Source organism: Cytobacillus sp. IB215316 (genome assembly GCF_033963865.1).
Classification (GTDB): domain Bacteria; phylum Bacillota; class Bacilli; order Bacillales; family SM2101; genus Nanhaiella; species Nanhaiella sioensis.
The window spans coordinates 228,111-251,784 of sequence record NZ_JAXBMC010000003.1 but is presented as its reverse complement, the minus strand read 5'-3'; the positions used below and the strand labels follow the sequence as shown (position 1 = coordinate 251,784).

At 33.9% G+C, this 23,674-nt stretch carries 25 protein-coding genes and 1 other annotated feature (1 of these 26 running past the window's edge); of the genes, 6 read left to right on the top strand and 19 right to left on the bottom strand.

Annotated elements, in window-relative coordinates; translation table 11 throughout:
- Nucleotides 1-58, bottom strand: a binding site (T-box leader) (it extends 179 nt beyond the left edge of the window).
- A 71-nt stretch (nucleotides 59-129) separates the two neighbouring features.
- Nucleotides 130-705 carry an ATP-dependent Clp endopeptidase proteolytic subunit ClpP gene (gene clpP, locus SLH48_RS08260; RefSeq protein WP_214481129.1) on the bottom strand — a complete coding sequence of 192 codons (576 nt, stop codon included), beginning with the start codon at nucleotides 703-705 and terminating at the stop codon, nucleotides 130-132.
- A 25-nt stretch (nucleotides 706-730) separates the two neighbouring features.
- A complete protein-coding gene (locus SLH48_RS08255) occupies nucleotides 731-1,450 on the bottom strand; it encodes a sigma-70 family RNA polymerase sigma factor (RefSeq protein WP_320257775.1) in 720 nt (239 codons plus the stop codon).
- 342 nt (nucleotides 1,451-1,792) lie between these two features.
- Here SLH48_RS08255 and SLH48_RS08250 point away from each other — a divergent pair, with 342 nt between their 5' ends.
- Nucleotides 1,793-3,175, top strand: a complete 1,383-nt coding sequence (locus SLH48_RS08250; RefSeq protein WP_320257774.1) for an alkaline phosphatase — start codon at nucleotides 1,793-1,795, stop codon at nucleotides 3,173-3,175.
- A gap of 320 nt (nucleotides 3,176-3,495) precedes the next feature.
- On the opposite strand, the gene SLH48_RS08245 is transcribed toward SLH48_RS08250, so the two are convergent.
- Both SLH48_RS08245 and SLH48_RS08240 read right to left on the bottom strand, forming a co-directional pair.
- Nucleotides 3,496-6,075, bottom strand: coding sequence for a PEP/pyruvate-binding domain-containing protein (locus SLH48_RS08245; protein ID WP_320257773.1), 2,580 nt, complete (start codon nucleotides 6,073-6,075; stop codon nucleotides 3,496-3,498).
- Nucleotides 6,068-6,751, bottom strand: a complete 684-nt coding sequence (locus SLH48_RS08240; protein WP_320257772.1) for a TetR/AcrR family transcriptional regulator — start codon at nucleotides 6,749-6,751, stop codon at nucleotides 6,068-6,070. The genes SLH48_RS08245 and SLH48_RS08240 overlap by 8 nt, the downstream gene beginning before the upstream one ends.
- A 232-nt stretch (nucleotides 6,752-6,983) precedes the next feature.
- Here SLH48_RS08240 and SLH48_RS08235 point away from each other — a divergent pair, with 232 nt between their 5' ends.
- Nucleotides 6,984-7,679, top strand: a complete 696-nt coding sequence (locus tag SLH48_RS08235; RefSeq protein ID WP_320257771.1) for an SDR family oxidoreductase — start codon at nucleotides 6,984-6,986, stop codon at nucleotides 7,677-7,679.
- 297 nt (nucleotides 7,680-7,976) lie between these two features.
- Here the strand turns inward: SLH48_RS08235 and SLH48_RS08230 are convergent, their stop codons facing one another.
- Nucleotides 7,977-8,387, bottom strand: coding sequence for a MerR family transcriptional regulator (locus SLH48_RS08230; protein ID WP_320257770.1), 411 nt, complete (start codon nucleotides 8,385-8,387; stop codon nucleotides 7,977-7,979).
- A 110-nt stretch (nucleotides 8,388-8,497) separates the two neighbouring features.
- A complete protein-coding gene (locus tag SLH48_RS08225) occupies nucleotides 8,498-8,659 on the bottom strand; it encodes a hypothetical protein (RefSeq protein ID WP_320257769.1) in 162 nt (53 codons plus the stop codon).
- Between the two features lie 685 nt (nucleotides 8,660-9,344).
- Between SLH48_RS08225 and SLH48_RS08220 the strand changes: the two genes are divergently transcribed.
- The 4 genes from SLH48_RS08220 (at nucleotide 9,345) to SLH48_RS08205 (ending at nucleotide 11,600) form a co-directional block, all read left to right on the top strand.
- Nucleotides 9,345-9,869 carry an RNA polymerase sigma factor gene (locus SLH48_RS08220; protein WP_320257768.1) on the top strand — a complete coding sequence of 175 codons (525 nt, stop codon included), beginning with the start codon at nucleotides 9,345-9,347 and terminating at the stop codon, nucleotides 9,867-9,869.
- Nucleotides 9,862-10,434, top strand: coding sequence for a hypothetical protein (locus SLH48_RS08215; RefSeq protein WP_320257767.1), 573 nt, complete (start codon nucleotides 9,862-9,864; stop codon nucleotides 10,432-10,434). The genes SLH48_RS08220 and SLH48_RS08215 overlap by 8 nt, the downstream gene beginning before the upstream one ends.
- A 108-nt stretch (nucleotides 10,435-10,542) precedes the next feature.
- On the top strand, nucleotides 10,543-11,013 hold the full coding sequence (locus tag SLH48_RS08210) for a VOC family protein (protein WP_320257766.1): 471 nt from the start codon (nucleotides 10,543-10,545) through the stop codon (nucleotides 11,011-11,013).
- A 350-nt stretch (nucleotides 11,014-11,363) separates the two neighbouring features.
- Complete coding sequence (locus SLH48_RS08205) at nucleotides 11,364-11,600, top strand: hypothetical protein (protein WP_320257765.1); 237 nt, start codon at nucleotides 11,364-11,366, stop codon at nucleotides 11,598-11,600.
- 104 nt (nucleotides 11,601-11,704) lie between these two features.
- Here the strand turns inward: SLH48_RS08205 and SLH48_RS08200 are convergent, their stop codons facing one another.
- From SLH48_RS08200 to SLH48_RS08140, 13 genes are all read right to left on the bottom strand, one after another.
- Entirely contained in the window at nucleotides 11,705-12,517 is an 813-nt protein-coding gene (locus SLH48_RS08200) for a hypothetical protein (protein WP_320257764.1), read from the bottom strand.
- A 52-nt stretch (nucleotides 12,518-12,569) separates the two neighbouring features.
- A complete protein-coding gene (locus SLH48_RS08195) occupies nucleotides 12,570-13,160 on the bottom strand; it encodes a hypothetical protein (RefSeq protein WP_320257763.1) in 591 nt (196 codons plus the stop codon).
- Nucleotides 13,161-13,179: 19 nt separating this feature from the next.
- Complete coding sequence (locus SLH48_RS08190) at nucleotides 13,180-14,466, bottom strand: hypothetical protein (protein WP_320257762.1); 1,287 nt, start codon at nucleotides 14,464-14,466, stop codon at nucleotides 13,180-13,182.
- 120 nt (nucleotides 14,467-14,586) lie between these two features.
- Nucleotides 14,587-15,666: an S-layer homology domain-containing protein gene (locus SLH48_RS08185; protein WP_320257761.1), complete on the bottom strand. Its 1,080-nt coding sequence runs from the start codon at nucleotides 15,664-15,666 to the stop codon at nucleotides 14,587-14,589.
- Nucleotides 15,667-15,811: 145 nt separating this feature from the next.
- Nucleotides 15,812-17,827: a hypothetical protein gene (locus SLH48_RS08180; RefSeq protein WP_320257760.1), complete on the bottom strand. Its 2,016-nt coding sequence runs from the start codon at nucleotides 17,825-17,827 to the stop codon at nucleotides 15,812-15,814.
- An 85-nt stretch (nucleotides 17,828-17,912) separates the two neighbouring features.
- Nucleotides 17,913-18,512: a YgjP-like metallopeptidase domain-containing protein gene (locus SLH48_RS08175; protein WP_320257759.1), complete on the bottom strand. Its 600-nt coding sequence runs from the start codon at nucleotides 18,510-18,512 to the stop codon at nucleotides 17,913-17,915.
- Between the two features lie 8 nt (nucleotides 18,513-18,520).
- On the bottom strand, nucleotides 18,521-18,901 hold the full coding sequence (locus SLH48_RS08170; RefSeq protein WP_320257758.1) for a hypothetical protein: 381 nt from the start codon (nucleotides 18,899-18,901) through the stop codon (nucleotides 18,521-18,523).
- 72 nt (nucleotides 18,902-18,973) lie between these two features.
- The gene (locus tag SLH48_RS08165) at nucleotides 18,974-19,330 is read right to left on the bottom strand and encodes a hypothetical protein (protein WP_320257757.1); all 357 of its coding nucleotides are present in this window, start codon (nucleotides 19,328-19,330) and stop codon (nucleotides 18,974-18,976) included.
- A gap of 25 nt (nucleotides 19,331-19,355) precedes the next feature.
- Nucleotides 19,356-19,634, bottom strand: coding sequence for a hypothetical protein (locus SLH48_RS08160; protein ID WP_320257756.1), 279 nt, complete (start codon nucleotides 19,632-19,634; stop codon nucleotides 19,356-19,358).
- 452 nt (nucleotides 19,635-20,086) lie between these two features.
- Nucleotides 20,087-20,623: a hypothetical protein gene (locus tag SLH48_RS08155; RefSeq protein WP_320257755.1), complete on the bottom strand. Its 537-nt coding sequence runs from the start codon at nucleotides 20,621-20,623 to the stop codon at nucleotides 20,087-20,089.
- A 15-nt stretch (nucleotides 20,624-20,638) separates the two neighbouring features.
- Nucleotides 20,639-21,277 (bottom strand): hypothetical protein, encoded by a 639-nt coding sequence (locus SLH48_RS08150; RefSeq protein WP_320257754.1) that lies wholly within the window; start codon nucleotides 21,275-21,277, stop codon nucleotides 20,639-20,641.
- 112 nt (nucleotides 21,278-21,389) lie between these two features.
- The gene (locus SLH48_RS08145; RefSeq protein WP_320257753.1) at nucleotides 21,390-22,337 is read right to left on the bottom strand and encodes a M23 family metallopeptidase; all 948 of its coding nucleotides are present in this window, start codon (nucleotides 22,335-22,337) and stop codon (nucleotides 21,390-21,392) included.
- A gap of 202 nt (nucleotides 22,338-22,539) precedes the next feature.
- Nucleotides 22,540-23,607, bottom strand: a complete 1,068-nt coding sequence (locus SLH48_RS08140; protein WP_320257752.1) for an S-layer homology domain-containing protein — start codon at nucleotides 23,605-23,607, stop codon at nucleotides 22,540-22,542.
- Nucleotides 23,608-23,674 lie beyond the last annotated feature (67 nt).

Below are 23,674 nucleotides of genomic sequence, written 5' to 3'. Positions count from 1 at the left end.
CTACTAGCTCTCTGGAGGACGGATCATTTAGTTTACTTGTTCTCGTCATCAAATTTTGTGTGCTTTTATTAAAAAGTATATTAATGGATATTTATTTTGGTGTCAAGAAATTTCTCATACACTTGCTGATTAGTTAATGATGTCATCAATAAGCCCATATTCCTTTGCTTCTTCTGCACTCATGAAATTGTCTCTATCTGTATCTCTAGACACCTTATCGAGTGATTGCCCTGTCCGATCAGCAATGATTTGATTAATATGTGATCGAAGCTTGACAATTCGGTTAGCTGAAATTTCTATATCTGTCGCTTGACCTTTAGCACCTCCTAAAGGCTGATGAATCATAATTTCACTATTTGGAAGCGCATAACGTTTCCCTTTTGTTCCACCAAGTAAAAGCATAGCACCAAAGGATGCCGCCATACCAGTGCATATCGTTCGTACATCAGGTTGGATATATTGCATCGTATCAAAAATTGCAAAACCTGCTGAAGTCGAACCTCCTGGACTGTTAATATAGAGTGAAATATCTTTCTCTTCATCATTAGCTTGTAAAAATAATAGCTGTGCTACTACACTTTGTGCCATATGGTCATTGATTTCTTCACTAACCATAATAATTCGATCCTTCAAAAGCCTTGAGTATATATCATAGGAACGCTCTCCACGACTTGTTTGTTCAATGACATAAGGTATTGTACTCATTTCTTTCCTCCATCATCATATTTATCTATGCTGCCATAGAAACTATGCCTACCCGAGAGGATATTGGACGTATCAACTTACTATTACATACTGGCTTTTCACTATCACTACTTAGAGAATCAATACTTGGAATCACGCGGATAAGTATTTCAGGATCATGCATTTTTAATGACAAATAAAGTGAAGTGATTAACTGTTCTTGTTCTTGCTCTGGCCACAAGCAATGAACTGGTGACAATGGATCATCAAGTGAAATGTTTTTTATCCGCTTTTTTCCACGATGAAGTATACTTTTAACAGCCGTTTCTGTCGTTGTTAAAATATTTGCAATTTCAGTAATTTGATATTGAAATGCTTCCTTTAAAATAAAAACGACTGCTTGCTTTGGTGTTAATTTTGACACTAATTTTTGGATGATATCTAAAGAATGCTCTAAGTGATCAACGTCAGTAACAATCGTTTCTGGAGTAGATTCAATTGTTTCTCGCTGTCTTTTTCGACAACTATCAATCCATTGGTGATAAGCTATTTTATTTAACAATGCGGAATTCATATCAGGCAAATCCTTATACCGCTGTAGTGCCTTGAGCAATGTTTCTTGTACAAGGTCATCCCCATCCCAACTATTTTGAGAAAGAAAATGACAGTATTTTGTTAGCTTTTGATAATGCTTCTCTAATTCATTTAATGACAAGGCTGCATGTTGATCGTCCAAGTTCGTGCAAGATTTAGCATTTGTGTACACATCTACTCCTCCTTTTTGCACCTCTCAATATATAAAACGAATAACGATAAAAAAAAGATACGGGTGATAAAATTTTTTCATGCCTTTTTTCAACAAACTTAAAAGCAAGATCATGAATTACAAGTCTTTACTAACAACATCACAGTTAATCAAAGGTCATCCTTCTAGCTTAGTATTCTCTTTTAAAGTACGTTTCACCATTAGTCATTATTCGGTCAATAACATCCCATTATTTTACCAATTTACATTTCATTTACTAAATATTAGTAATTTATCCATACCTCTTTTACATTTTTCTCTTAAACTATTATATGATCAAACATATAGGGAGGAAATAATGTTATGAAAAAATGGAATTGGAAGAAGTCACTGTTACCTGTGGCACTTGTTAGTACATTAACAGTAAGCAGTATCGGCCTTTTGCATGGTGAAGAAAAAGTTGTTAATGCAGCCTCATCAAAAAATGGCAAAGTAAAGAATGTGATCTTTATGGTCGGTGACGGAATGGGTGTTCCTTATATGACAGCTCTTCGTTATATGAATGATAATCCAGACACAATAAAATATGAAGAAACAGCTTTCGATCCATACTTAGTGGGATTACAAACTACATACCCAGACGATCATGAAGAAAATGTTGTTGATTCTGCTGCAGCTGCAACTGCAATGTCTGGTGGAGTAAAAACATATAATGGCGCTATTGCTGTAGATAACGATAAATCAGATGTAAAAACAATTCTTGAGCAAGCAAAAGAAGATGGTATGGCAACAGGTTTAGTAGCTACATCACAAATCAATCACGCAACACCTGCTGCATATGCTGCTCACGATGAATCTAGAAAGAATTACGATCAAATCGCTGATGATTATTATGATGACCTCATTAACGGAGGGCATAAAGTGGACGTATTGCTTGGAGGCGGTACATCATACTTTGATCGCGAAGATCGCAACTTAACTAAGTTATTCCAAAAGGATGGATATAGTTATGTTACAACACGTGATGAATTGTTAAAAGATAAAAACGACCAAATTCTAGGTTTATTTGCTCCAAAAGGTATGGACAAAATGATTGACCGTACTGCTGACATTCCTTCTTTACAAGATATGACAAAAACAGCAATTGACCGCTTAAGCAAGGATAAAGACGGCTTTTTCCTAATGATAGAAGGCAGTCAAATAGATTGGGCGGGTCACGATAATGATATCGTCGCAGCGATGAGCGAAATGCAAGATTTTGAAAATGCCTTTAAAGAAGTGATTGAGTTTGCGAAAAAAGATGGTGACACACTTGTTGTTGTGACAGCTGACCATTCAACTGGAGGTTTCTCTATCGGCGCTAACGGTGTTTATAATTTCTTCGTTGAACCGATCAAAGCATTTAAGAAAACGCCTGATTTCATTGCTAATGAAATTGTTGAAGGATTAGAGGTAGAAAAAGCCCTAAGTAAGTACATCGATTTAGAATTAACTAAAGAAGAAATACAAGCTGTAAAAGATGCTGCTAAAGCAGAAGAAGATACATTAACTGTTATTGACAATGCTATCGAAGCTATCGTAAATACTCGTTCTCTATCTGGCTGGACGACAAGTGGACATACTGGTGAAGAAGTACCAGTATATGCATATGGTCCTCAAAAGGAACTATTTGCAGGCTTCATTGACAATACAGACCACGGAAAAATCATTGCTGAATTATTAGAAGTTAAGAACAAGAAAAAGTAGGTTTTAAGAGGGTGCTATCATTTGATGGTACCCTCTATCTCATATTTATGTGAAATTTTCGAGCGCTTGTGGTCTTCAAAATGAAGCAATTAGTCAGGCTTACTCACCCTTCCACCATTTGTCTGTTCGATATTTTCACAGCAGTGGTTGCTATTCTAAGAAATAAAGACTTATAAAATGGCGTTTCGTCTTACTTTTTTAAAGCGATGACAATGGCAGAGAATCCCATTTGGCCTTGTGATTTCTTACAAACAGCCGCAAAGTTACGATAATAGTGTTCATGTAAAATATGAACCTAGCAAAACAAATTAAATTCAAAGTTAATGAGTCATATCTTGTTGTTTTAATATTTCAACCGTACCAGTCTCACCGTTAATTCTAACCATTTGTCCATCCTTCAATGTTGCTGTTGCAGAAGGTATACCGACAACTGCAGGAATCCCATATTCTCTTGCTACAATTCCACCGTGACTAACAGGACCACCATACTCCATGATTAGCCCTTTTGCAGTCATGAATAACGGTGTCCAAGCAGGGTTCGTACTTTCAGTAACAAGAATCTCCCCTTCTAATAACTCAGCTTTATTCGGGTCAAAAATAACCCTTACTTTGCCCTCATAAATACCTGCTGATAAAGGAACACCTTGAAGAATTTTGCTATGGGGATCAACATTTTGAGCTGAATAATATGTTTCTCCAGTATTTAATACAATGCGAGGGATCGTTGTTCTAGCAAACTCCCTTTTATATACCTCTTTGTTCGTTAGAATGGTAAGCCTTAATTGCTCCCTACTTCTTATATCCTGCGTCCTTAAAAAAAAGATATCTTCTTGATCTTCAATTAATCCTTGCTGTTCATACAACTGACCTACTTCTAACATAACCTCTCTGGCAAGTGCCAACATTCTGACGATATCAAACTTTGGATACTCTCTCATTCCAGCAGCTATTCGATAATCAATAATCATCTTTCTCATTTTCCTAGCTCTTCTTTTGCCTTTTAATACTTTAATTCTCTCATATATTTCATTAATTAACTGATCTGCTTTTTGCGCATTCCCATGAACTTCCTCAATGTTCCGATTGTACATTTGATCTACCATGTATGATTTTATTAAGTTCATGATATATGCTGGATCCTCCGACCATCTCTTCACACCAAAATCTAATTCAATCGTACTTCTGTGTCCAAATTCCTTTAACAACTGTCGCACTTTAGGGTGATTTTTTGTTGGTTCTATCCCCTCTTCATCAAAGTACTTTGCCAAATAATTAAGTTCCATACCTAATTCAACAGTTATACAATTTGGGAATGATTTTGTTAGCGGAACGATATCAAAATCATCACCTAACATTTTCGAGAGCTTTTTACTAATTTTTGAGAAATTAGCAAATTCCACACAATATAAGGCTTGCTTCTGAGATAATATGAATGCGTTGACAAGTGTATCCTTAATAAAATCCAACTTCTCTTCAACAGTTTGGAGAGAACATGCGAGCTTCATATGTTCTTCTACTACAGCATGACCTATCTTCTTCATCTGTCCATATCTGTCTTCGGAAGCGATTTTATTAGCTTCAACATATGGCTTAACCATACTAATAGCATATTTAATGATGCCCCAAGGTATTTTAAATTTGATTCCTTGGTTAGTAAACTGTTTTCCATGATGTTTTAATACAGCATTCATCGTACCTTCGAGTGGGAGATCGTTTCCCGCAAAAGCTTTCGCAAATTGCTTTCCAACAAATTTATTTGCTAATAAATAAGTGATATCAGCAAATATTCTTCCACCGGCCTCTTTTACAAACCCACCATCCAATGGCTTATTGCGACTTGTCATCACGTTTACGATCGTCGGAACCATATGCCCAAACAGCTCAAATCCTAACGGTGTAAAAGGCTCCTTCATTCCTAGCATAACTGTACTTACTGATAAATATGCTCTAAGTTTTTTATCTTGAATAAAACTGTCTATCGGGAATAATGAAGTGATGTCTCTTGACTGAACAATATATAATTCATCGTTATGATCTATAGCAAACTCAATGTCTTGAGGTTTACTAAAGTATGCCTCAACCATAATAGCTTCTTTCACAATCGATTCGATGTGCAGATTTTCCAATGAACTACCGTTCTTCAAACCGTCCCTTATTGGTACATATTCAATCCCATCTTCACCATATTGACACAAGCGTTCTTTTGAAGATAGTTCTTCTATCAGTACCTTTCCATTCGACTTCGCTACCGTATACTGATCTGGATTCACTTCACCACTTACAATCGCTTCCCCAAGCCCATAAGATCCATTAATGTATACCTCATTTCTATTCCCTGTAATTGGGTTTGCTGTAAATACAATACCGGATAACTTAGAATTGATCATCTCTTGAATGACGACACTATGAGTAAAACCTGACGTAACATCATACTTAGTTCTATAATCAATTGCTCTTTCATTCCAGAGGGACTGCCAACATAATAGAACTTTGTCAATGATATCTTTTCGTGTTACGTTTAAATACGTGCTATATTGCCCAGCAAAACTCATTCCAGGTAAATCTTCAACAGTTGAACTACTTCTAACAGCTACACGTTTACTAGCGATTTTAGTCAATTGATCTTCAATACGCTTTTGTAATTCTATTGAAAACAACTCTTTAGTGAATAATGATTTGATAGTCAAGGATTTCTCTTTCGCTGACGTCTCTTCATTTAAAATCCTGCTAATTTTTTCTCCTATGAAATTTTTTTGAATATATGAATTATAAGCATCAGAAGTAATAACAAAGCCATTTGGTACATTTAAGCCTTGATTATACATTTTGCTCAAATTGTACCCTTTGCCGCCAACAGCTTGAAAATCTTCCTCTCCTATTTCATAAAACCATCTAATCATCAAATTCCTCCTTATGCTCAAGCCGCTTTCTAGATTGCTGAACGTATTGAAGGGCTACTTCTTTAATTTGAATCATATTACTAGAAACACCTAATTCACGATTGATAAGATTTTCATTAAAAGCTAACAACATTTCAAATTCTTCATATGCTTCGACATCGGTAGAAAAAATAAGCTTTCTACATATTGAAACTACTCTAATCATTTCCCTAGACCATAATCCAGCCAACATATTTGGGTGTTTAACATGAAAGACTCCTTCTCGAACACCTTGCAAAATGAGCCGTGTATATAATTCCGTCGTCATTACTTCAAATTGACTAGCAAAATTTTTTAGAATGATATGATTTCCATTAAATGAAAAGATTTTTCTCATTTTTGGCCATTCAGGAATTTTGCCAAGCTTGTATTCAATCAGCTGTGCAAAAATATGATTCCATAATTCAATAGTTGAACGTTGTTGATGTTGAAGAAGCTTCTCATAATCAGTTTTTAATTCATCTATATAACGCGAGGTGATTGCTTCGAGAATTTCATCTTTCGATTTGAAATGATGATAAAATCCTCCTTTGGAACTGCCAGCTAAATTAATAATTTCTGATACTGTTGCTTTTTCAAACCCTTTTTCCGCAAACAAATCAAACGCTGCTTGTATAATCTTATCTTTTAACTCCAACTTATTAGCCTCCTTTTCAAACAAACCGACCGGCGGTCTGTTAAATGTATCTTACAATAAATTGCAAGTTCAGTCAAAGAAAATACCCTTATTGTGTAGGATTAATACTCTTGAAGATAATAACTGTTGTTAACACTATTTAAATTTTCAGAATAAATTGACTTTTTAGACGATGTGTAATATACTATCATTCACATAAGAATTCCGGAATTTATAAAAAAGGGGAACGGATATGCAAAATATAAATGGGAAAGTTGTCATCATTACTGGTGCTGGGAGCGGTTTAGGGAAAGAAACTGCCATTGCCTTTGCTAAATGTGGAGCTAATGTAGTTATTTGTGGACGGGAGTATGCTAAGCTTGAAGAGGTTGAGCGCTACATCACAAGTCAGTATAATGTTAAAGTTCTGCCTATCCGTGCAGATGTTTCATCCCAATCTGATGTTAGAATGCTTATACAGGCAGCTACGGCTAAGTTCGAACGGATTGACATATTAATCAATAACGCGGCTGTATTTGAACAATATCACATTTTCGAAAGCCCCTTGGATTCATGGGAGTACCAAATAACGAATAATGCTACAAGTGTATTCTTAATGATAAGAGAATGTTTACCAGTTATGAGAAGCCAAAAGTCAGGACAGATCATCAACATTACTTCAGGCCTAGCGAAGGAAGGTGCTGCTGGTTTTGGTGCCTACGCTGCCAGCAAAGCGGCCATTGAAGCATTATCCTATACTGTAGATGATGAAGAACATAAAAATGGCATTACGTCACACGTTTTTAACCCTGGTGCGATGAAAACGAATTTGGTGACAACAGGTGATGACCCTGCAAATATCGCACCCTATTTAGTTAAACTAGCACAATGGCAATCTTCTAGTGAAAAGAAAGTACTGCACGTAGACCATATCCAGAAAGCGGAATAACTTTTATTATGTAATTCTAACTGTTTTCACCAAGGTTTTATACATTTTACCTTGGGGACATCATTAGCTGGACGTTTAAAATTCAGCATTTGTATATGATTTTAATATCGGTATGAAAAGATCATTAGCTAAAAACAACAGGCCTGCTCCCTGTTGTTTTTTCATGTGGTTGATTTCGCATTCATTATTGCTTTTCGTAATTAGAGTCTAATGTCCGAGGCATCTTTTCTTCTGTACAACGAAATCTAACAAATTAAACGACGCTTTATGGTAATAGTTTGAAAGGAGCCTTTCATTTTAAATTGAATCCTTCTCTAATTTTGGTTTAGTAGCAACGGAACTTAGATGTTGTTTCATACTAACCATTTTCTTATATGAGTTAATTTTGTCTTCAAGCATCTTTTCCGTGTCAACCAAGGTTTTCACTTGATTTTGAATCTCACTCCTATGTTCTTCGAGCAGTTGTAAGCGAGCGATTGTTGTATGCTCTCCTTCGATATACAATTGTGCGTATTCTCTAATTTTTGCAATTGGCATTTGTGTCTGTTTTAGTTTCATCACAAATCGAAGCCAATTAAGATGTGCATCACTATATATTCTATCTTTATTCTTATTCCGATCTGGTTCTATGATTTTCTCTTTTTCATAATACCGTAATGTATGAGTACTGACTCCCAATATTTTAGCGACCTCACTGATTGTATACATGACATCCCCCCTATTCTTATATTACCTCCGTCAGCGTAGTGCTCACAAATAATTAAGATGTTAATGTATGAGAGTTATCGGTCAAATGACTAAAAGGTTTAAAAACTGTTCTACTCAGAATCATCTTTAATTTTGCCATTTCTTAAGGTAAAATAAATTTCCAAAGCGACTAATAAAACTAAGCCAACAATAATATACTTTACCTCTTGATTGGGATGACCGATCGTCAAGGCCATAGAAACGATAATGATTTTGATAAATTTACTGCTCACTTGCTACTCTCCTGTTCTCTTAGTTGCTTGAAATACTAAATTTTATATAGTAGTAAATGTTCATTGAAGTTAACAATTTATCCTTATTTTACTTCATAAAGTATTACTATTTTATATGAACAGCTCGTGATTTTACTTTTATATTTAATCGTATGATCAATTACACTTTGGATTGACGTTGAATACTTCAAAAGTTTATCTAGTTATTGAATGCTAAATTTCAACTTTTATTTCCTCTTATAACAATTCAATTATCATATGTGAGGCGCATAAAATGACAATTCGTTACACTATTTTGACTATACTATTTTTAAAGAAGGCTGTTGTCGCATTGATTGGTGCTATTCTCTTTCTAAGGTTTAAGCACGCATATATCTAGCTTTCGTGGTAACTTGCTATTTCAATTATGGAGCTCTCATGATACGGGCCATTTTTAGTAAAAATAGTACGAAAAGAGCCTTTATTACATTTCAATACCATCATTACTTAACACAGCCCTGACTATCCAATAAATTAATAAATCATAGCCCTTTTAATATAGCGAAAAACAAAGATTTTTATATAAATGAACGAAGAAGATTATAATAATGAGCATAGGATATTTTAAACAATATGTTTCATATAAATATATTAAACGAAACATTTACAATGTAGAATGACCGACAATAACTAGGGAGGGAACATAGTGCAACGAGATGAAAAGAAAAATGAAGTGCTTTCCCTATATGACTTGTATAGTAGGCGAGTTTTAAAGTTTATTTTTACATTAACTAAAGACTACCATACAGCTGAAGACTTAACCCACGAAACTTTTATAAAAGTATATAACTCGTATGGTCAGTTAAAAAATAAAGATAAAGTTGAAAGCTGGATATTCAGGATTGCTCACAATATTACAATGGATTATATGAGACGGAAAAAATTTAATATTTTTGAGCACTATAGTCATCAATACCGAGAGAAAGAAGCTAACAATACATTAGAAAGCGCTATTATGATCAATGAAAGCTTTCAAGAATTGTATGAAGCTCTTGGTAAGTTAAAACCGAGTTATCGTGAAGTGGTCATACTTAGAAAAATTGAGGGGATGTCTACGAAAGAAACGTGTGAAATTTTAGGTTGGAGTGAGAGTAAAGTTAAATCAACTTTACTTAGAGCTCTAAAAGCGCTACAACAAGAATTGTCGAAGGGAGAATGGGTTTATGAGTAACCAACATGATCATAACCTCTTTAAAGATGTGAAGAATTTAGATGAAAGTATTTCTTGGGATCCTAAAAGACAGTTCGAACTTAGAAAAAGAATAGAAAGTGAAATAAGTAATCCAAAGAGAGAGCGCAAATTAAAACACAATTTACTCCCAATAGCAGGTATGGTTGCAGCAATGTGCATCATTATCATTTTGTTTTCTTCATCAACATTATTAGAAGAAAGTGTGGAGTTGGGGAATACATCTGGTGAGCAATTTGCTGAAGCAGAACTTCAAGTAGAAGATGTGCTTACTGAGAATAACAAAATTTATACCGTAAATTTAGATGTTGAAAAAGGTTCGGAGTGTAACTTTTGGTTAAATAACCTGCATAATAGCTATAACTATAAATACAAAGTATATGCTCCTGACGGTACTCTCATTGGTAAATCAGAAACAGCTAAATCACAGGAGAGGTTATATGCAGTGGATTTAAGTAAATATGGATCAGGTGTTTATACAGTAAAAGTATATTCCCCCTATGGCAATATTGGTGGAAAGTATGTACTAAGGGTTAGAAATTTTTAAACACAAAATCGGTCAGAAGTTGTAGATTACTTTACTTCTTCCTACCGTATGAGATAAGCATACATAAATGTAAAATCTAAATTACCAAAAACAATTGGAGTGATTTAGATGATACAGAGTATATACGAAACCCATTTACAAGTGAAAGATTTAGATCAAAGCATTGCGTTTTTTGAAAAGCTCGGACTTCAACTAGCACATCGAATTTATGAAAGAAAATGCGCGTTCTTTTTTATTGGAAATAAGGAACAAATGCTTGGCCTATGGGAAGTACCAGCCGGGCAAGAATTTGCAAAGCGACATTTTGCATTCAGCGTACAATTAGCAAAACTAAAAACATCAATAGAATGGTTAAATGACAAAGATATTAAGCTCGCTGAAGATTTTTTTGGTAGAGAACCGATTGAACCAATCGTATTTACTTGGATGCCTGCTGCTTCAGTTTATTTTTATGATCCTGATGGAAACAGTTTAGAGTTTGTCTCGGTATTAGAAGGTGACCCGATAGATTTAAATGAGATGCTTTATTTAAGTGAATGGGATGAATTGAGAAAGGAGGAAGGAGCAAAAAAAGATTAATCACAAGGATTATAGTGATTTTTAGTCTAGATACGAAGAGATACCTATCGTCTGTATGGGTTTCATCTTTTTGGCTCAAAATCACCAGGAGTTTATTTTCATAAATTTCAAATATCATTCACACAATGCTAGCTTACAACCTACATCATGGTAATAATAAGTATATAATGTGATATACTGTTAATATACTATATTATTACAATAAGTGACAATGATTTTAAAAGAGCCTGTTGAAAACAATTTATATTATTGTTGATTTATTAAGTTTAGTGTCGTTTTTCATACACTTTATTTACAATTTCTTGTCACCATCGAAATTATCTCGGGTGGTGTAATAAGGAGGGACAATCATGATGTTCAAACCAATGCAAACTCCGTATGTGGGAATGGAAGTTTGCATTATCATGAAAGGTCATTCGATAATAAAGAAGGGAATAATCATACGTCAAGATATATTATTTCCAAAAACAACTCTTTTTGAGTTAGAAGATGGGAGAATTATTTCAGATAGTGAATGCATTGATTACATACCTCAAACAAATACGTTTCTTGAAAATATGATTTTTTCCAATTTAAAAGGGGAATGAAAGCTCAACGTATAATGAGTCACTATTACACAGTGACAAATTTATTAAACTATAAAAATATCATGTATATGCCCCATCTCCTAGTGTTCTAACTAAAAAAGTTGTCATGTGAATGATTTAATTTCAATCTCACTAAAGAATTTTGTTAATACCATTTCTTTAATTTTCTCTTCTATTTCTCTCCCTGTACTTGACTTAATGCAATATTTTACCACACCTTCGTTTATATCTGGATTTGTTAACCAAACTCCATTTCCACCTTGAATAAAATTTAATTCATCAAAGACCAATTGATTTTCATTCAGTGCTGTCACTACTAACTGCCCAGCTTTTTGAAAGGTTCTTAAAGAATAAATGAACTCTTCAAGCTTTTGTTGTATTTTAGGATTCATATTAGACAAAGCATACTCTTCAAATTTTGAATCTCCCTTTAATTTTATCAGGATATCGAACTGTTCCTTTGTTAAGTACGTATCTGCAACTTTTATTCTTTCTGTATTTGAAAATGAAAAACTATTTATCATTTCTTGAAAAGCCTCAATAGGAGTTCCTATTAATTGTAATTTATGTAAACCATTAGTTACTTCATATATTCTTTTTACTACTAATTGTGGTGTGAAATAATAGTAGCAGCTCTCTTGGTTATTATTTATAAATTGATTAAACCAACAGCATACAGACTCTGGTCTCAACGCATATATGAGGATTGCATGCTTTCTATCTATCTGGTATGTTTTATCTTCAAATAGAATATTCATTTTGAGTAATTTATCTTTTAATTCTAACCATGCCTCAATAATTTGCTCTTTAGTACAATCTTTAAATGGATCTTTTATGCCGACTATACATTCTAGTCCCATTAGTTCACTCAAAAAATAAAGTTCTTGCGTAGACAATGTAACTTCTAATGACTTCATATTACCTCCAAATAATATAACTATGTATTAATGCTCTCATCAATTATATTACTTACATTCGCATTGAATATGTTCTTTTTCTCCTTTTTAGGTCATACTTAATGTCTTTCGTAATGGTCTTTCCATTCACATGAATGCTGACGTTCATAATAAATGTTATTACACTCTCATCACTTAAATTCAAATTATAGTTGTTTATTTCTTCGATTAAACTACTCTCACCCACCAGCAAAGAATCATATTTCGGATCATCAGATGCCGATTTACCAAATTCAAGAGTAACATTTATATCTTCCTCAATTTCTTTAAAAGCTACATCATTCGTTCCAACTACTTTTATATGGTTGATTGTAGCTGTATTCAAATTATCATATTTCTTATATGCAACTATTCCTAACGAATACGAGTAGTACCCTTCCTCATCACTTCCGTACTTTTGGTTTTGTCTAGTTACAGGAAACATATAAATACCTTCATTTATATAAGGTTCATATGGAGCGTGATTAAAAACATCTTCAACTTTTTCAGTATAAAATCGTTCTGTTTCGGGATGAATTAAGTCTATGATAGTATATTGACCACAACCAACCATACTTAATAAAACAACAGCACTTATGGTAACTATAAATAATCTCCTGAACATATATTTCACCTCAATTATTTTATTGGTTCTTCTCATTCTTTTGACCTACTAGATAATATGGAATGACATCTGTTATTGCATGACCAGCATTACTAGAAATCCATTCGACCCAATCAAGGATTTCTTGTTTATCTTTTGGAAACCCTTCTGGTTGTAGTGCTGGATTAATGTAGTTATATGTCCCTTTTATGCTTGGATCAGCTATAGGTTCAAGCGTATCTCCATCAAAAACGGCTTCTCTACCATCTGGGTTTATATACTTCTCTTCAGGTTTTCCTTGATGATTATCATGGAGTACTGACATATCTTCATCAAGAAGGATCCATTCTGAACCTTTACTCGTTACTTCCTGATACGATGGATGAGAACCATTTAATTGATCTCTCTGTTCATAATGGTAGAATTCAAGATTTCCCCATAACTCTCTTCCAATAGTAGTTACTTGCATAGCGTCACGGACTTTAGAAAGAGGTTTTTCAATTTCTCGATTAAGTACATTTAGCCTAAATTGTTCATCCTCAATAAATTTATCTATCGGTCTTGTAAAATCATCTATTTCTTCTTGTACACCTTGATAAAAAGTTACTATACTGCGATCGAAGTTATTTTTCCAACCGCTTATATTCGCTATAGAAGGTTCAAAATCTATAACTTTTCGAATTTCTCTTTCTAATTCCCAAATTTGATCCTGCACTTTAAGATATTCAGCATACGGATTTTGGCCACCTAGTCCTTCGGTAACACGTTCAAAAAATGATGTGATAGGTTCCCATTCAATTAACTTCACTATTTCTTCTATTAAGCTTGCCTTTTGACTCTTTAATATTTCAATTTGAGCTTCATAAGTTTCAATATTTCTTTTTAAATAATGCTTCTCTTTGATATTGTGAATATTATTATTGTTCGTATTTGGGGAATAACCATTTATTCCCCAGTTCCAAATATCTATTGCGCTACTTCTTCTATTACCAAACGTGAGTGAAGATATATCCCTCATCTCATCTCCATTAAAATACTCGTCAGTATTAATACGTTCCCCTTTTGTAACCAAATGTTCTTCCATTGATTTATATCGCTGTGTTGCATCATTTATAAATCTTTCTATCTTTCTTAGCTCAGCTTCTAAATTTAGCAAATCATTGCGTGATCTATTTAGCAAGCTTCCAATTCCATCACGGGATATAATTCTCCAATCAATTTGGCTCTTTACCCTTGAGATATGATTATTTGTAAATAATAATGTTGATATGATCTGACCTAAGTCGCTATTTGTACTTTCTACCGAAGATATCCTTATATTTATCAAGTACATTCCTCCCTTCCTTAAGGGTAATTGCATCAAACTGAATATTTAAATTATTTATGTTTCACTTTGAGAATATAGAGCACTACTAAAGAAATACCCATCTGAAATATCCTTATATTACTAGTTTTGTATAATCTCAGGAATTACATTCGTTTTCGGATATCCATAAAAATACTCGAAGAAATTATGTACGTATCCTGGTGTTGGTTTTAATGTGAACTCCATTAGAAAGTTATCTGTCAAAGTTTCAACTTCCATAAACCCATAATCTACCTTGATATTTTCTCCACGTAACAGTGGATCTGTAAATAAACCAGCAGATATGTTAGACAGGTTATACTCAAAACCATATAATGCTAAAGCATTGTTTATATCTATCTCTATTCCTGATTCTCTAGTATCTGCAAATAAGTACCACACTGTCTCTAGTTCACTCATACTTTGTTCACTTAACTCTTCTACATAAGAAACATGAACATAATCAGAACCAATGTTATAAAGAAATTCTGGAATTACTGGGTTGGCAACTATTTCACCACGTACAGTTAATAGTGGATAAACCGTTTCATTATATAGCCTTACTACGGTAACCATAGCTTGCTCTCTTGTAATATTGTTTAATGGTAAAAATTCACCTCCAGAACCTTTCATAATACCTAGTCCTTTAAGTGCGTTAACTGCTGGTTGAGCCCCCTCGTAAATCTGATTAAAATCTTCATACCCTAAATCAGCTTCACTCAAATAGTCAAACTCATTGAATAGATGGACTGTATTCATAAGCATCATAGCAGCTTGCTGCCTTGTAATATAGTTATCAGGAGAAAATGTCGTTTCAGATGTACCATTTACACTACCCATTATGTACGCAAGTTGCACATGCTCTAAATCGGTATCTTCAAATGGAGTATCAATCGTTACCTTTTCTAGAATCGAGTCTTTTGTCCATCTAATTGGTGTTTCTTGAAATTCATATTGTTCGTCTAAATTTATTAACACGTAGTTAACTAATAATTCTGCAAATTCTTCTCTTGTGATAGGCTCTAAATAATCTGACTGTAACCTCTCAGGTATTAACCCTAACTCAATACCTTGTTGTATATCTTCTCTAAACCATTCTGACGGTTCGTTTTGTACAGCTCCTTGTACAGTTACCGGCATGAGTAAAACAAATATTAAGATATATGATAATAGCTTTTTCATTTCCTCTCTCCTCTAATTTAGTTTATATTCAATAGCAGTTCTTATGTTCTCTAGATTAACCCTAGACCTTAACAGAGCACTTATACTGTCATATTAATGCTTTAATTGTATACATTGAACATCCATCATACATGTCCCTCTCCCCCTACCTAAAGGCTTGTTCAAAAACTTCTACAACCTCTGCATTATTGTATGGAATTGTTCCTTTTAATGCCGAAGCCGAGATATATTTTAATCTAGGGATGACAATTAATTTAATTAACAGTGGGTCGATCTCTAAATCTAACAAGATATTCATAGGGTCAACAGGGGGATCGATTAAGATTACCTTACGGGCAATGTTTTCCCTCTTAAATGTAGCAATTGTTTCCTTGATCTGCGATATACCTCTCGGTGTACAGTCCGTTATGAAATGTACTGATAATGCAGAAGGCGATAGCTGATCAAGAAGTTCAGTTTGATGACTATCTAACACCAAATTTATATTTGGATAATAGTTTAAACGTGTTCTTAGTTCTGATATCAATTCATTAGCATGGTCTAAGTCATCAATATTTCCTTCGACAACGAGGAATTGTTGTTCAATTCTTTCACTAAGAAATGCATCTAAGCTAATTGGGGTGACACCGTATTGACTGTATTTAGATGAACCTGTTAGATCAATAAGGACGGTATTTTGCCTTCTAGATAATGTTCCTGCCCATATTAAAGAAGTTGATGTTCTTCCAACATTTTGAGGCCCAACGAATATACGAAGGCAATTTTTGATAATACTATCAACAATCACAACATCCTCTATTCTTTGAGCTTGTAATAGATTGATTAATTTCTGCTGGTATTCAATAATAGATCCGTCTGTCTCACATAATTGAAATACTAGGTCAATAAGATTAGAAATCTTCTCTTCTAAAACGGACATAGTGATACGATTGCTTTGAAGGTCTCTCATGATCCGAGCGGTGATTTCGGTAACATTTTTTGGTGTAAAAATGTTTTTTTGAGTTTTCAAAACTTCGTTGATATATTGGCTTTCGGACGGTAAACCATCATCTAAACTTTCTAAAAAATCACCTGCAGTACTATCAAGTACTTTAAATACTTCGATCACATTTTTTGCTAGTTCATGTAGCTCAACTTGTATTTGTAATCTTTCATCAATTAGAGCTCTTAATTTGCGCTGGTCTTCATACATCACTTTCTTAATAGCCATAGAGTCTAAAGCTTTTCTAATGGTATTGACCTTATAGTCAACAGTTGCCTCTACTGACTGTACAATGGAGGTCATAATGGATAATACTTTTTCAGCAATGATATTATTTTGTAAATCTTTATATGCTGACCGTTCTAAACCTAGAGACTTGATCTCCTCAAACTTTGAATCTGCGGACAAAGCAGTATCTTTGAACACATTTATTATTTTCGTATCTAATGTATCTAACATTTTGACTAGACCAGCATATTGAATATTTTCTTCCATTAATTCATTTAACACTGTATCGGTCTGATATGATCTCTTAAATAAATCCCAATCTGCAAATTGTCCAAGATTTTTTATACGCTGTTCAATCGTTCCTTCTTTTACTTGATTACTTACTAACTCTTCATTCTCTACAGTAGCAGCTGGAATTTGCTCAGAGGACGAGGTAGCCACTTCTTTTTCAGCATTTGCTATTTCTTTTTGCGCTAGTTCTGAATCTTCTTTGCTTACCTCTAATTGTTGTTCGTCATACAATAGCGTAGTTGGTTGATCAAACTTTTCTTGTTCAAGCTTATGTCTTACCCTATCTCTAGAATCTACTATTCTATGATCCTTTCCTACCGCTTTAAGCTCTATCACCTTATTTATTGATTCTTCTATAATAGCAGGGGTTATGCGCTTCACCTTGACCTTCTCTACATCCCCATCAATTAAGCCTTCATCCTTATCTTTTTGATAAATATAAATGATGCCTACTGATTCATGTTTCTTTTCAATCGCTGCTTTTAAAACTTTACCCTTAATACCTGAGACGTCTTTAGGACCAATTACCACAGCATTCATATTAGATGTTTGAGGATCGATTGGTAGCGTTTCTGCTATCTTAGTTGCATTCGTTTGAAATGCTTTATCACCTAGTGCTTTCTTTACATATGCGCCTAGAACATTACTTGCATAGATCATTGTTTATACTCTCTCCTTCCGCTGATGTTTATCTCTAGTTAAAAACGATTCCTAATCTGTTTGTCTACAATGTAAGATTGGCTAATTAAAGGAGCTTCAATCTTTCTTCAATTTCTTTAATAGATAAATTCAAACTATTTATTGTATTTACTAGTTGACTATGTTCCTTAGGTAAAACTTCTAAATGCTTCTTATTAATCACTTTTTCCGTCTCCAGTTTATTTCTATACCTTTGTTTTCTTTTTAAAATCTCAGCTAATGCGGAGCTTACTTGTTGATGCCCCATTTTTTCTTTCGCATAAGCATCTGCTAGCAATTCAGGTTTATATACTTCACCGTTAAGAATATGCTCCCGCCTCATTTCACTATATTTCTTCTTCCTATAGTCCTTTTTCTTTATGTGTGCTACTTCATGATGTAAAATATACTCTATACAAGTAGAAGAAGCTTTTAATAATTGCGATGTGAAACTTATTCCTACTTTTTTTGATTGACCTGTCCCATTAATAAATGCCTTCCTATGTTTTATAAGTTCTTTTGATAAATAAATAACACTAGCATTTGATACGTGGGATACTGTTAATAAAACGATGTATCCGTCAAAGTAGCTGTATTGTATCTTCATATTGCTTACCGAAATTAATGCTATATTATTAAATTGAATAGGAGATTTACTATTTATCATACCGCTCCTTACACGTAATAAATCAATAGGTATAACGTTAAACATAGTATTAATATTGGAATTATAAATACTGCACTATATATAAGTAGTAATATATTCTTACTTTTTCTCCTTCTTGCTTCATAATCAAATACTGAATCGAAACTAGGAACATATAAGTCTTGTTCTGGCTTACCACATATAGATGCTAAAAGTAATTGTTCGTCCAAAGCACTTATGTCGTCCTCATGAAAACTATCTTCTAAAACAAATTCAATTGTTCGGTCATGATTATTTTTCACAATTCCGATGTATTTCCCTAATTTAAAGTAGGAGAAAGGTCCTTTTCTTGCCATATCCTCACCAAATTGTGCTTTGAATTGTTGAGATGTTATTTCTTCGGTTCTCATCGTTTTCCCCTCATTCTTCAACTAGCATCTTTTAATTGAAGATTGTTCTATAATACAGCGACATCATACATGCTATTTTCTTAGTACTAAGTTTACAAACACATCTCGTCGTCTACTTTCCTGTGCACGCGAATGCCCCTTATCATGCATTATATCTTTAGAGCCAACTAACTTATTATCTATAAAATTATTCGTTTGCTGTAACGTTTCCTTTAACAAATCAACTGATTGAAATAGAGCTTTGATCGCATCTCTTGTAGCCTGACTCTGTTCAGTAGAAAAACCACTTTGCAAAGAAGGATCATTTAAGATGGCTATCTCTTTCTTAATCTCCTCTACATTATGCCCAGTCTCTTGCATAAATACTTTGCTTTCCTCATATAATACCTTCAGTATTTCAGGGTCCATAAGCTTTGACTTCCCACCCAATGCATCCACCTCCAAACTGTTTTCACTATGATCCTACTAAATCTTTAGCGTTAGCCACATCTACTACATAATTTCCCAATGTATTTTCTATGCCCTGACAATCCTTCGAGAGGCTTTGCAAGCTAGTATCAACATCAACCATCGCTTGCCTAATCTTACGAATAAAAATTAAATCTGATTGTTTAAAAGCTGAATCTAAGGTTTCATTATAGGCTTGAGTTACCATCGCTAGATTTTCAACACATTCAATAATTTTGCTAATAGATTGAGTGGCTTGATGAGCATTATCGATATGGTTTTCCACTCTCACTCCTCCTTTTTGAAGATACACTAGTAATAAAAAATACCTAACCCTATTCATTACTGTTGTTGACATATGACATTTTATTTAGGTTTATTTAACTAACAAAAAGATATATATATAAAGTTATATTCTCCTAATCAATAACAGACTAAGGTACAAACCATCCATATAAGATCAGTATCCTCTTTATAATCGGTACACAGGTAAATAAGAGTAATAACCAAAACACAGCAATTTTTAATAGTTGGCTATTTATTTTGTAAATGACTTGTAACACATAAAAGCTTGTTATGTAAAAGATAAATACCTCTAGAAAATAAAAATAATAATTAAAGTGACTGTATTCATGAGTAAAAAATATCGAATCGACCAAAAGTAACAAGATATATCCTATAAACACTCTGACTATGGCACCTTGTAAATATTGTATTCCCTCTAGCATATATCCCCTCTCACTTAACCTGTTCTGTAGCAAATAGACGATCAATTACGGATTCCATCTTTATAAAATATGGATCTACTTTGTATGTCAGCAGAAAACTACAAAATGGTGGTAATATAACCGACCATAATTTATGAGACCTAATTTCGAATAAATCGCTAAGCTCCCAAAGTATGATTACTTCTACAATGTATATAATTGATAGAACTATGATCATCATCATGGTACATGTCAATTGTATGATTACGTAAGATTGGGTAGCATCTGTTACTGGGAAAAACAGTCTAATAAATATTGTTATGAGCAATAAAATCACAAATACGTTACTTAGTATTTTTAAGAATGGGGCTTTTTCATTCAATGATTTTTTAATGATGTATGAATTTCTTACTGGTATATAGCATTCTATACGTTGTAACATAGTCATTGAATCTACCTTTGAACAATTCATATAAATCTTAGTTGTTAACATCCCTTTTGGAATAATAAGAACATATAATGAGGTAATGATTGAAAATGTCAGATAGAATATATCACTTATTGACATGTTTATCATTCCTCCTTAAAAGGACAATAATCTCCTCGTTTGTTCCTTTTCTGAATCAGTTATCTGAAATTCTTCCTGACCTGTTTCTTGTTTGATAGCTTCTCCTGTCTCTACAGCGGTATTTGATAACCCTGTGTTCACATTCTTATCACGATTATCCATTGCATGATCTTTCAAAATATTATTCATACCATTTCCTATCGTTTGTATAGAGCTACTATATTTTATAGCTGTCATAAAAAAGCGTTCCCATGGCATTTCATATTCAGTCTTAACTAAATAAGAGAAGTTCACCCTTTTTCTAAGCTCTTCCGGTTGATTAACGAAATGTTTTACATTAATTATTGCTGTTATAGTATGTAAAACCCCACAGCATTCCTCTAAATCTTTATCTATATTTAGATTTGTTAGAGATATGAATGGAGCTAAAATATTAATCGGTGTCGGTGCCGCCTTATAAAACCAATTCACTATCTCTTCCAATTTACCGTTCACACCTACGGCTGTCTTAAGCTCTTCAAATGTGTACTTGTCTGATACTATGATAGCTTGATCATATACATCTCTATGTATATAGAAATAGGCATCATTTTTAAATAGTACGATTGTATTAATCATCGTTGGTAAGTACCGTTCTTTCGAAAAAACAATCATTCATATTCCTCCTCTCAATTAAAACTAACTTTATTATTTGTAGAATAACAAAAACCTAGTAGCAAAGTATTTGTTTGAGTACCTACTTGTCCATTAAGTTATGGAAGCTCTTTTAGCCTTTTATAAAAACAGCAGGATCTACAGCCTGTCCATTTATATAAACACCAAAATGTAGATGGGGACCTGTGGTACTTGTTCCTGAATTTCCTGATGCTCCAATCGCCTCATATTGCTGCACCTTCTGACCTACTTGAACATCAATACGATCTAAATGACCATACAATGTTTCAATGCCATTTCCGTGATCTATGATGATATGATTTCCAATAGCTGATTCATAGTTTGCTTTTTTAATCGTGCCATTAAATGCCGCTAATACAGACGTTCCTGTAGATGCTCTCATGTCCATACCTTTATGTGTGGAGATTTGTGCTCTTGTGACAGGGTCTAGCCTTGGACCAAATGGAGAGGTTACAAATACTGACCTATTAAGTGGAGATTTGAAATTACTTATCTCTCCTAGCTCTTCATATGAAGTAGCTTTCTCATAAGCTAAGCGTTGCTGCTCTACTTTACCCTCTAATTCTATTAATTTCTTCTCGGCCTCTACATCCTTATAGGTTATTTGAGAGGATTCGACGTACTGTAGCCACTCACTTCGTTGTTGATACAAAGTATCTAAAGAGGATTGGGTTGCCCTAAAGCTTGCATCTAATTGTAATAAATACGCAACCTCCCTGTTTTTACTTAGAGACATCTCCTCTTCTATCTTTTGCAATGAATCAGTCAATTCATAAATCTCTTTATCTACTTCAATTAACTTCTCACTATTCAGCTTACTAGATAATTCTGAAGAAATTGCCAACATCGTATTCAAACTTACTTCTTTCGATACCTTTCTATAATCCGCAGTCATTTGATCAAGTTTTTGCTTTTCCTCTGCTTCCCCTATTGCTGTTTGTATACCATACATATTTAATAGAACCGATGAATCTTCACCAAGCGCAACAGAGGGAAGCAAAAGAAATAATATGATGACAACCAAGAAAATCCTTCTCATATATGCTCCACCTTTGAATCAAGCGTATTCATTTAATTTAGTAAATTTATAAACCTAAAAACTTAATTGAAGAGAAAAAGCTCAAATTTAGGTTGTGAATAACCAAACATAACATGTTGCTTGAATACACTGGAATGTTCCTCAATTTAAATTCAGATAAAATGTTTGCCCTACTTAAATGACGTGATTATTCCTACCACCTTTAATTAATAGGCTTGGGATCTACTTCTACTTTCGGATAACCGTACACATGACCAACTAACGCATTAAAATACCCTGGTATGTCTTTCAATGTAAATTCGAGTAAGTGATTTTCTGTAAAAGTTTCTATTGTCATATAGCCGTAATCTACTTTTGCTCCTTCTCCTTTTAACGCTGCATCTAAAATCCATGTATAAGTTCTATTTAATAGATTACTTTGAAAACCGTAAATAACGATTGCCTTTTCGTGGTCATAGCGTACTCCCGATTCAGAAGTTGCATTATAAGTAAACCACAGTTCTCTTAAGGTTTTGTCAGAAAGACTGAACTCTCCCTCATCCTCATAGGATACATTCACATAGTCTTTTCCGACATTGTAAGTCAAATCTTCAAACCAAGCAAAAACAGTGATATCCCCTCTTAGCTGTAATGTAATATACTTGGCATAATCGAGCACTCTTATTATCGTTACAATCGCTTGCTCTCTCGTAATATGCTTTCGTGGCATAAATTGACCGTTAGACCCTTGCATAAGTCCCAAAGTGTAGGCAGCACTTACAGCAGGTTTTGCCCATTCTCCTATTTGATCATAATCCGAATAGCTCATGTCGTCTTCTGTTGCATATGATAAAATACTCGATTTATGAATTGTATTTATTAACATTTGGGCTGCTTGCTCACGTGTGATATAAGCATCTGGTGAAAAGGTCGTATCAGATGTACCATTTACACTGCCAATAATATACGCAAGCTTGACGTGATCTAAATCTGTGTCTTCAAATGGTTGATCAATCGTCACTTTTTCCAGTACCATCTCCTTTGTCCATTCATATGACCTTTCGACCATTTCTAATTTTTTAAAAGCTACATTTACTAATAACTCCGCAAACTCCTCTCGTGTAATGGGGTCAGCATAATTAGCTTGTAGTCGTTCTGGAACAATCCCTAAATCAATTCCTCGTTGAATCGTATCTTTCGACCAAGCACTTGGCTGGTCTCCAGCTGCAAATACTGACGTCACTGGGAGTATTAGTACAGTGATTAAAACGAATAATAGTATTTTTTTCATAAAAGCTTCTCTCCTTATGAGGTTAGAACAATATGCTCTAACCTTATTATTTTTTAATACTAAACAC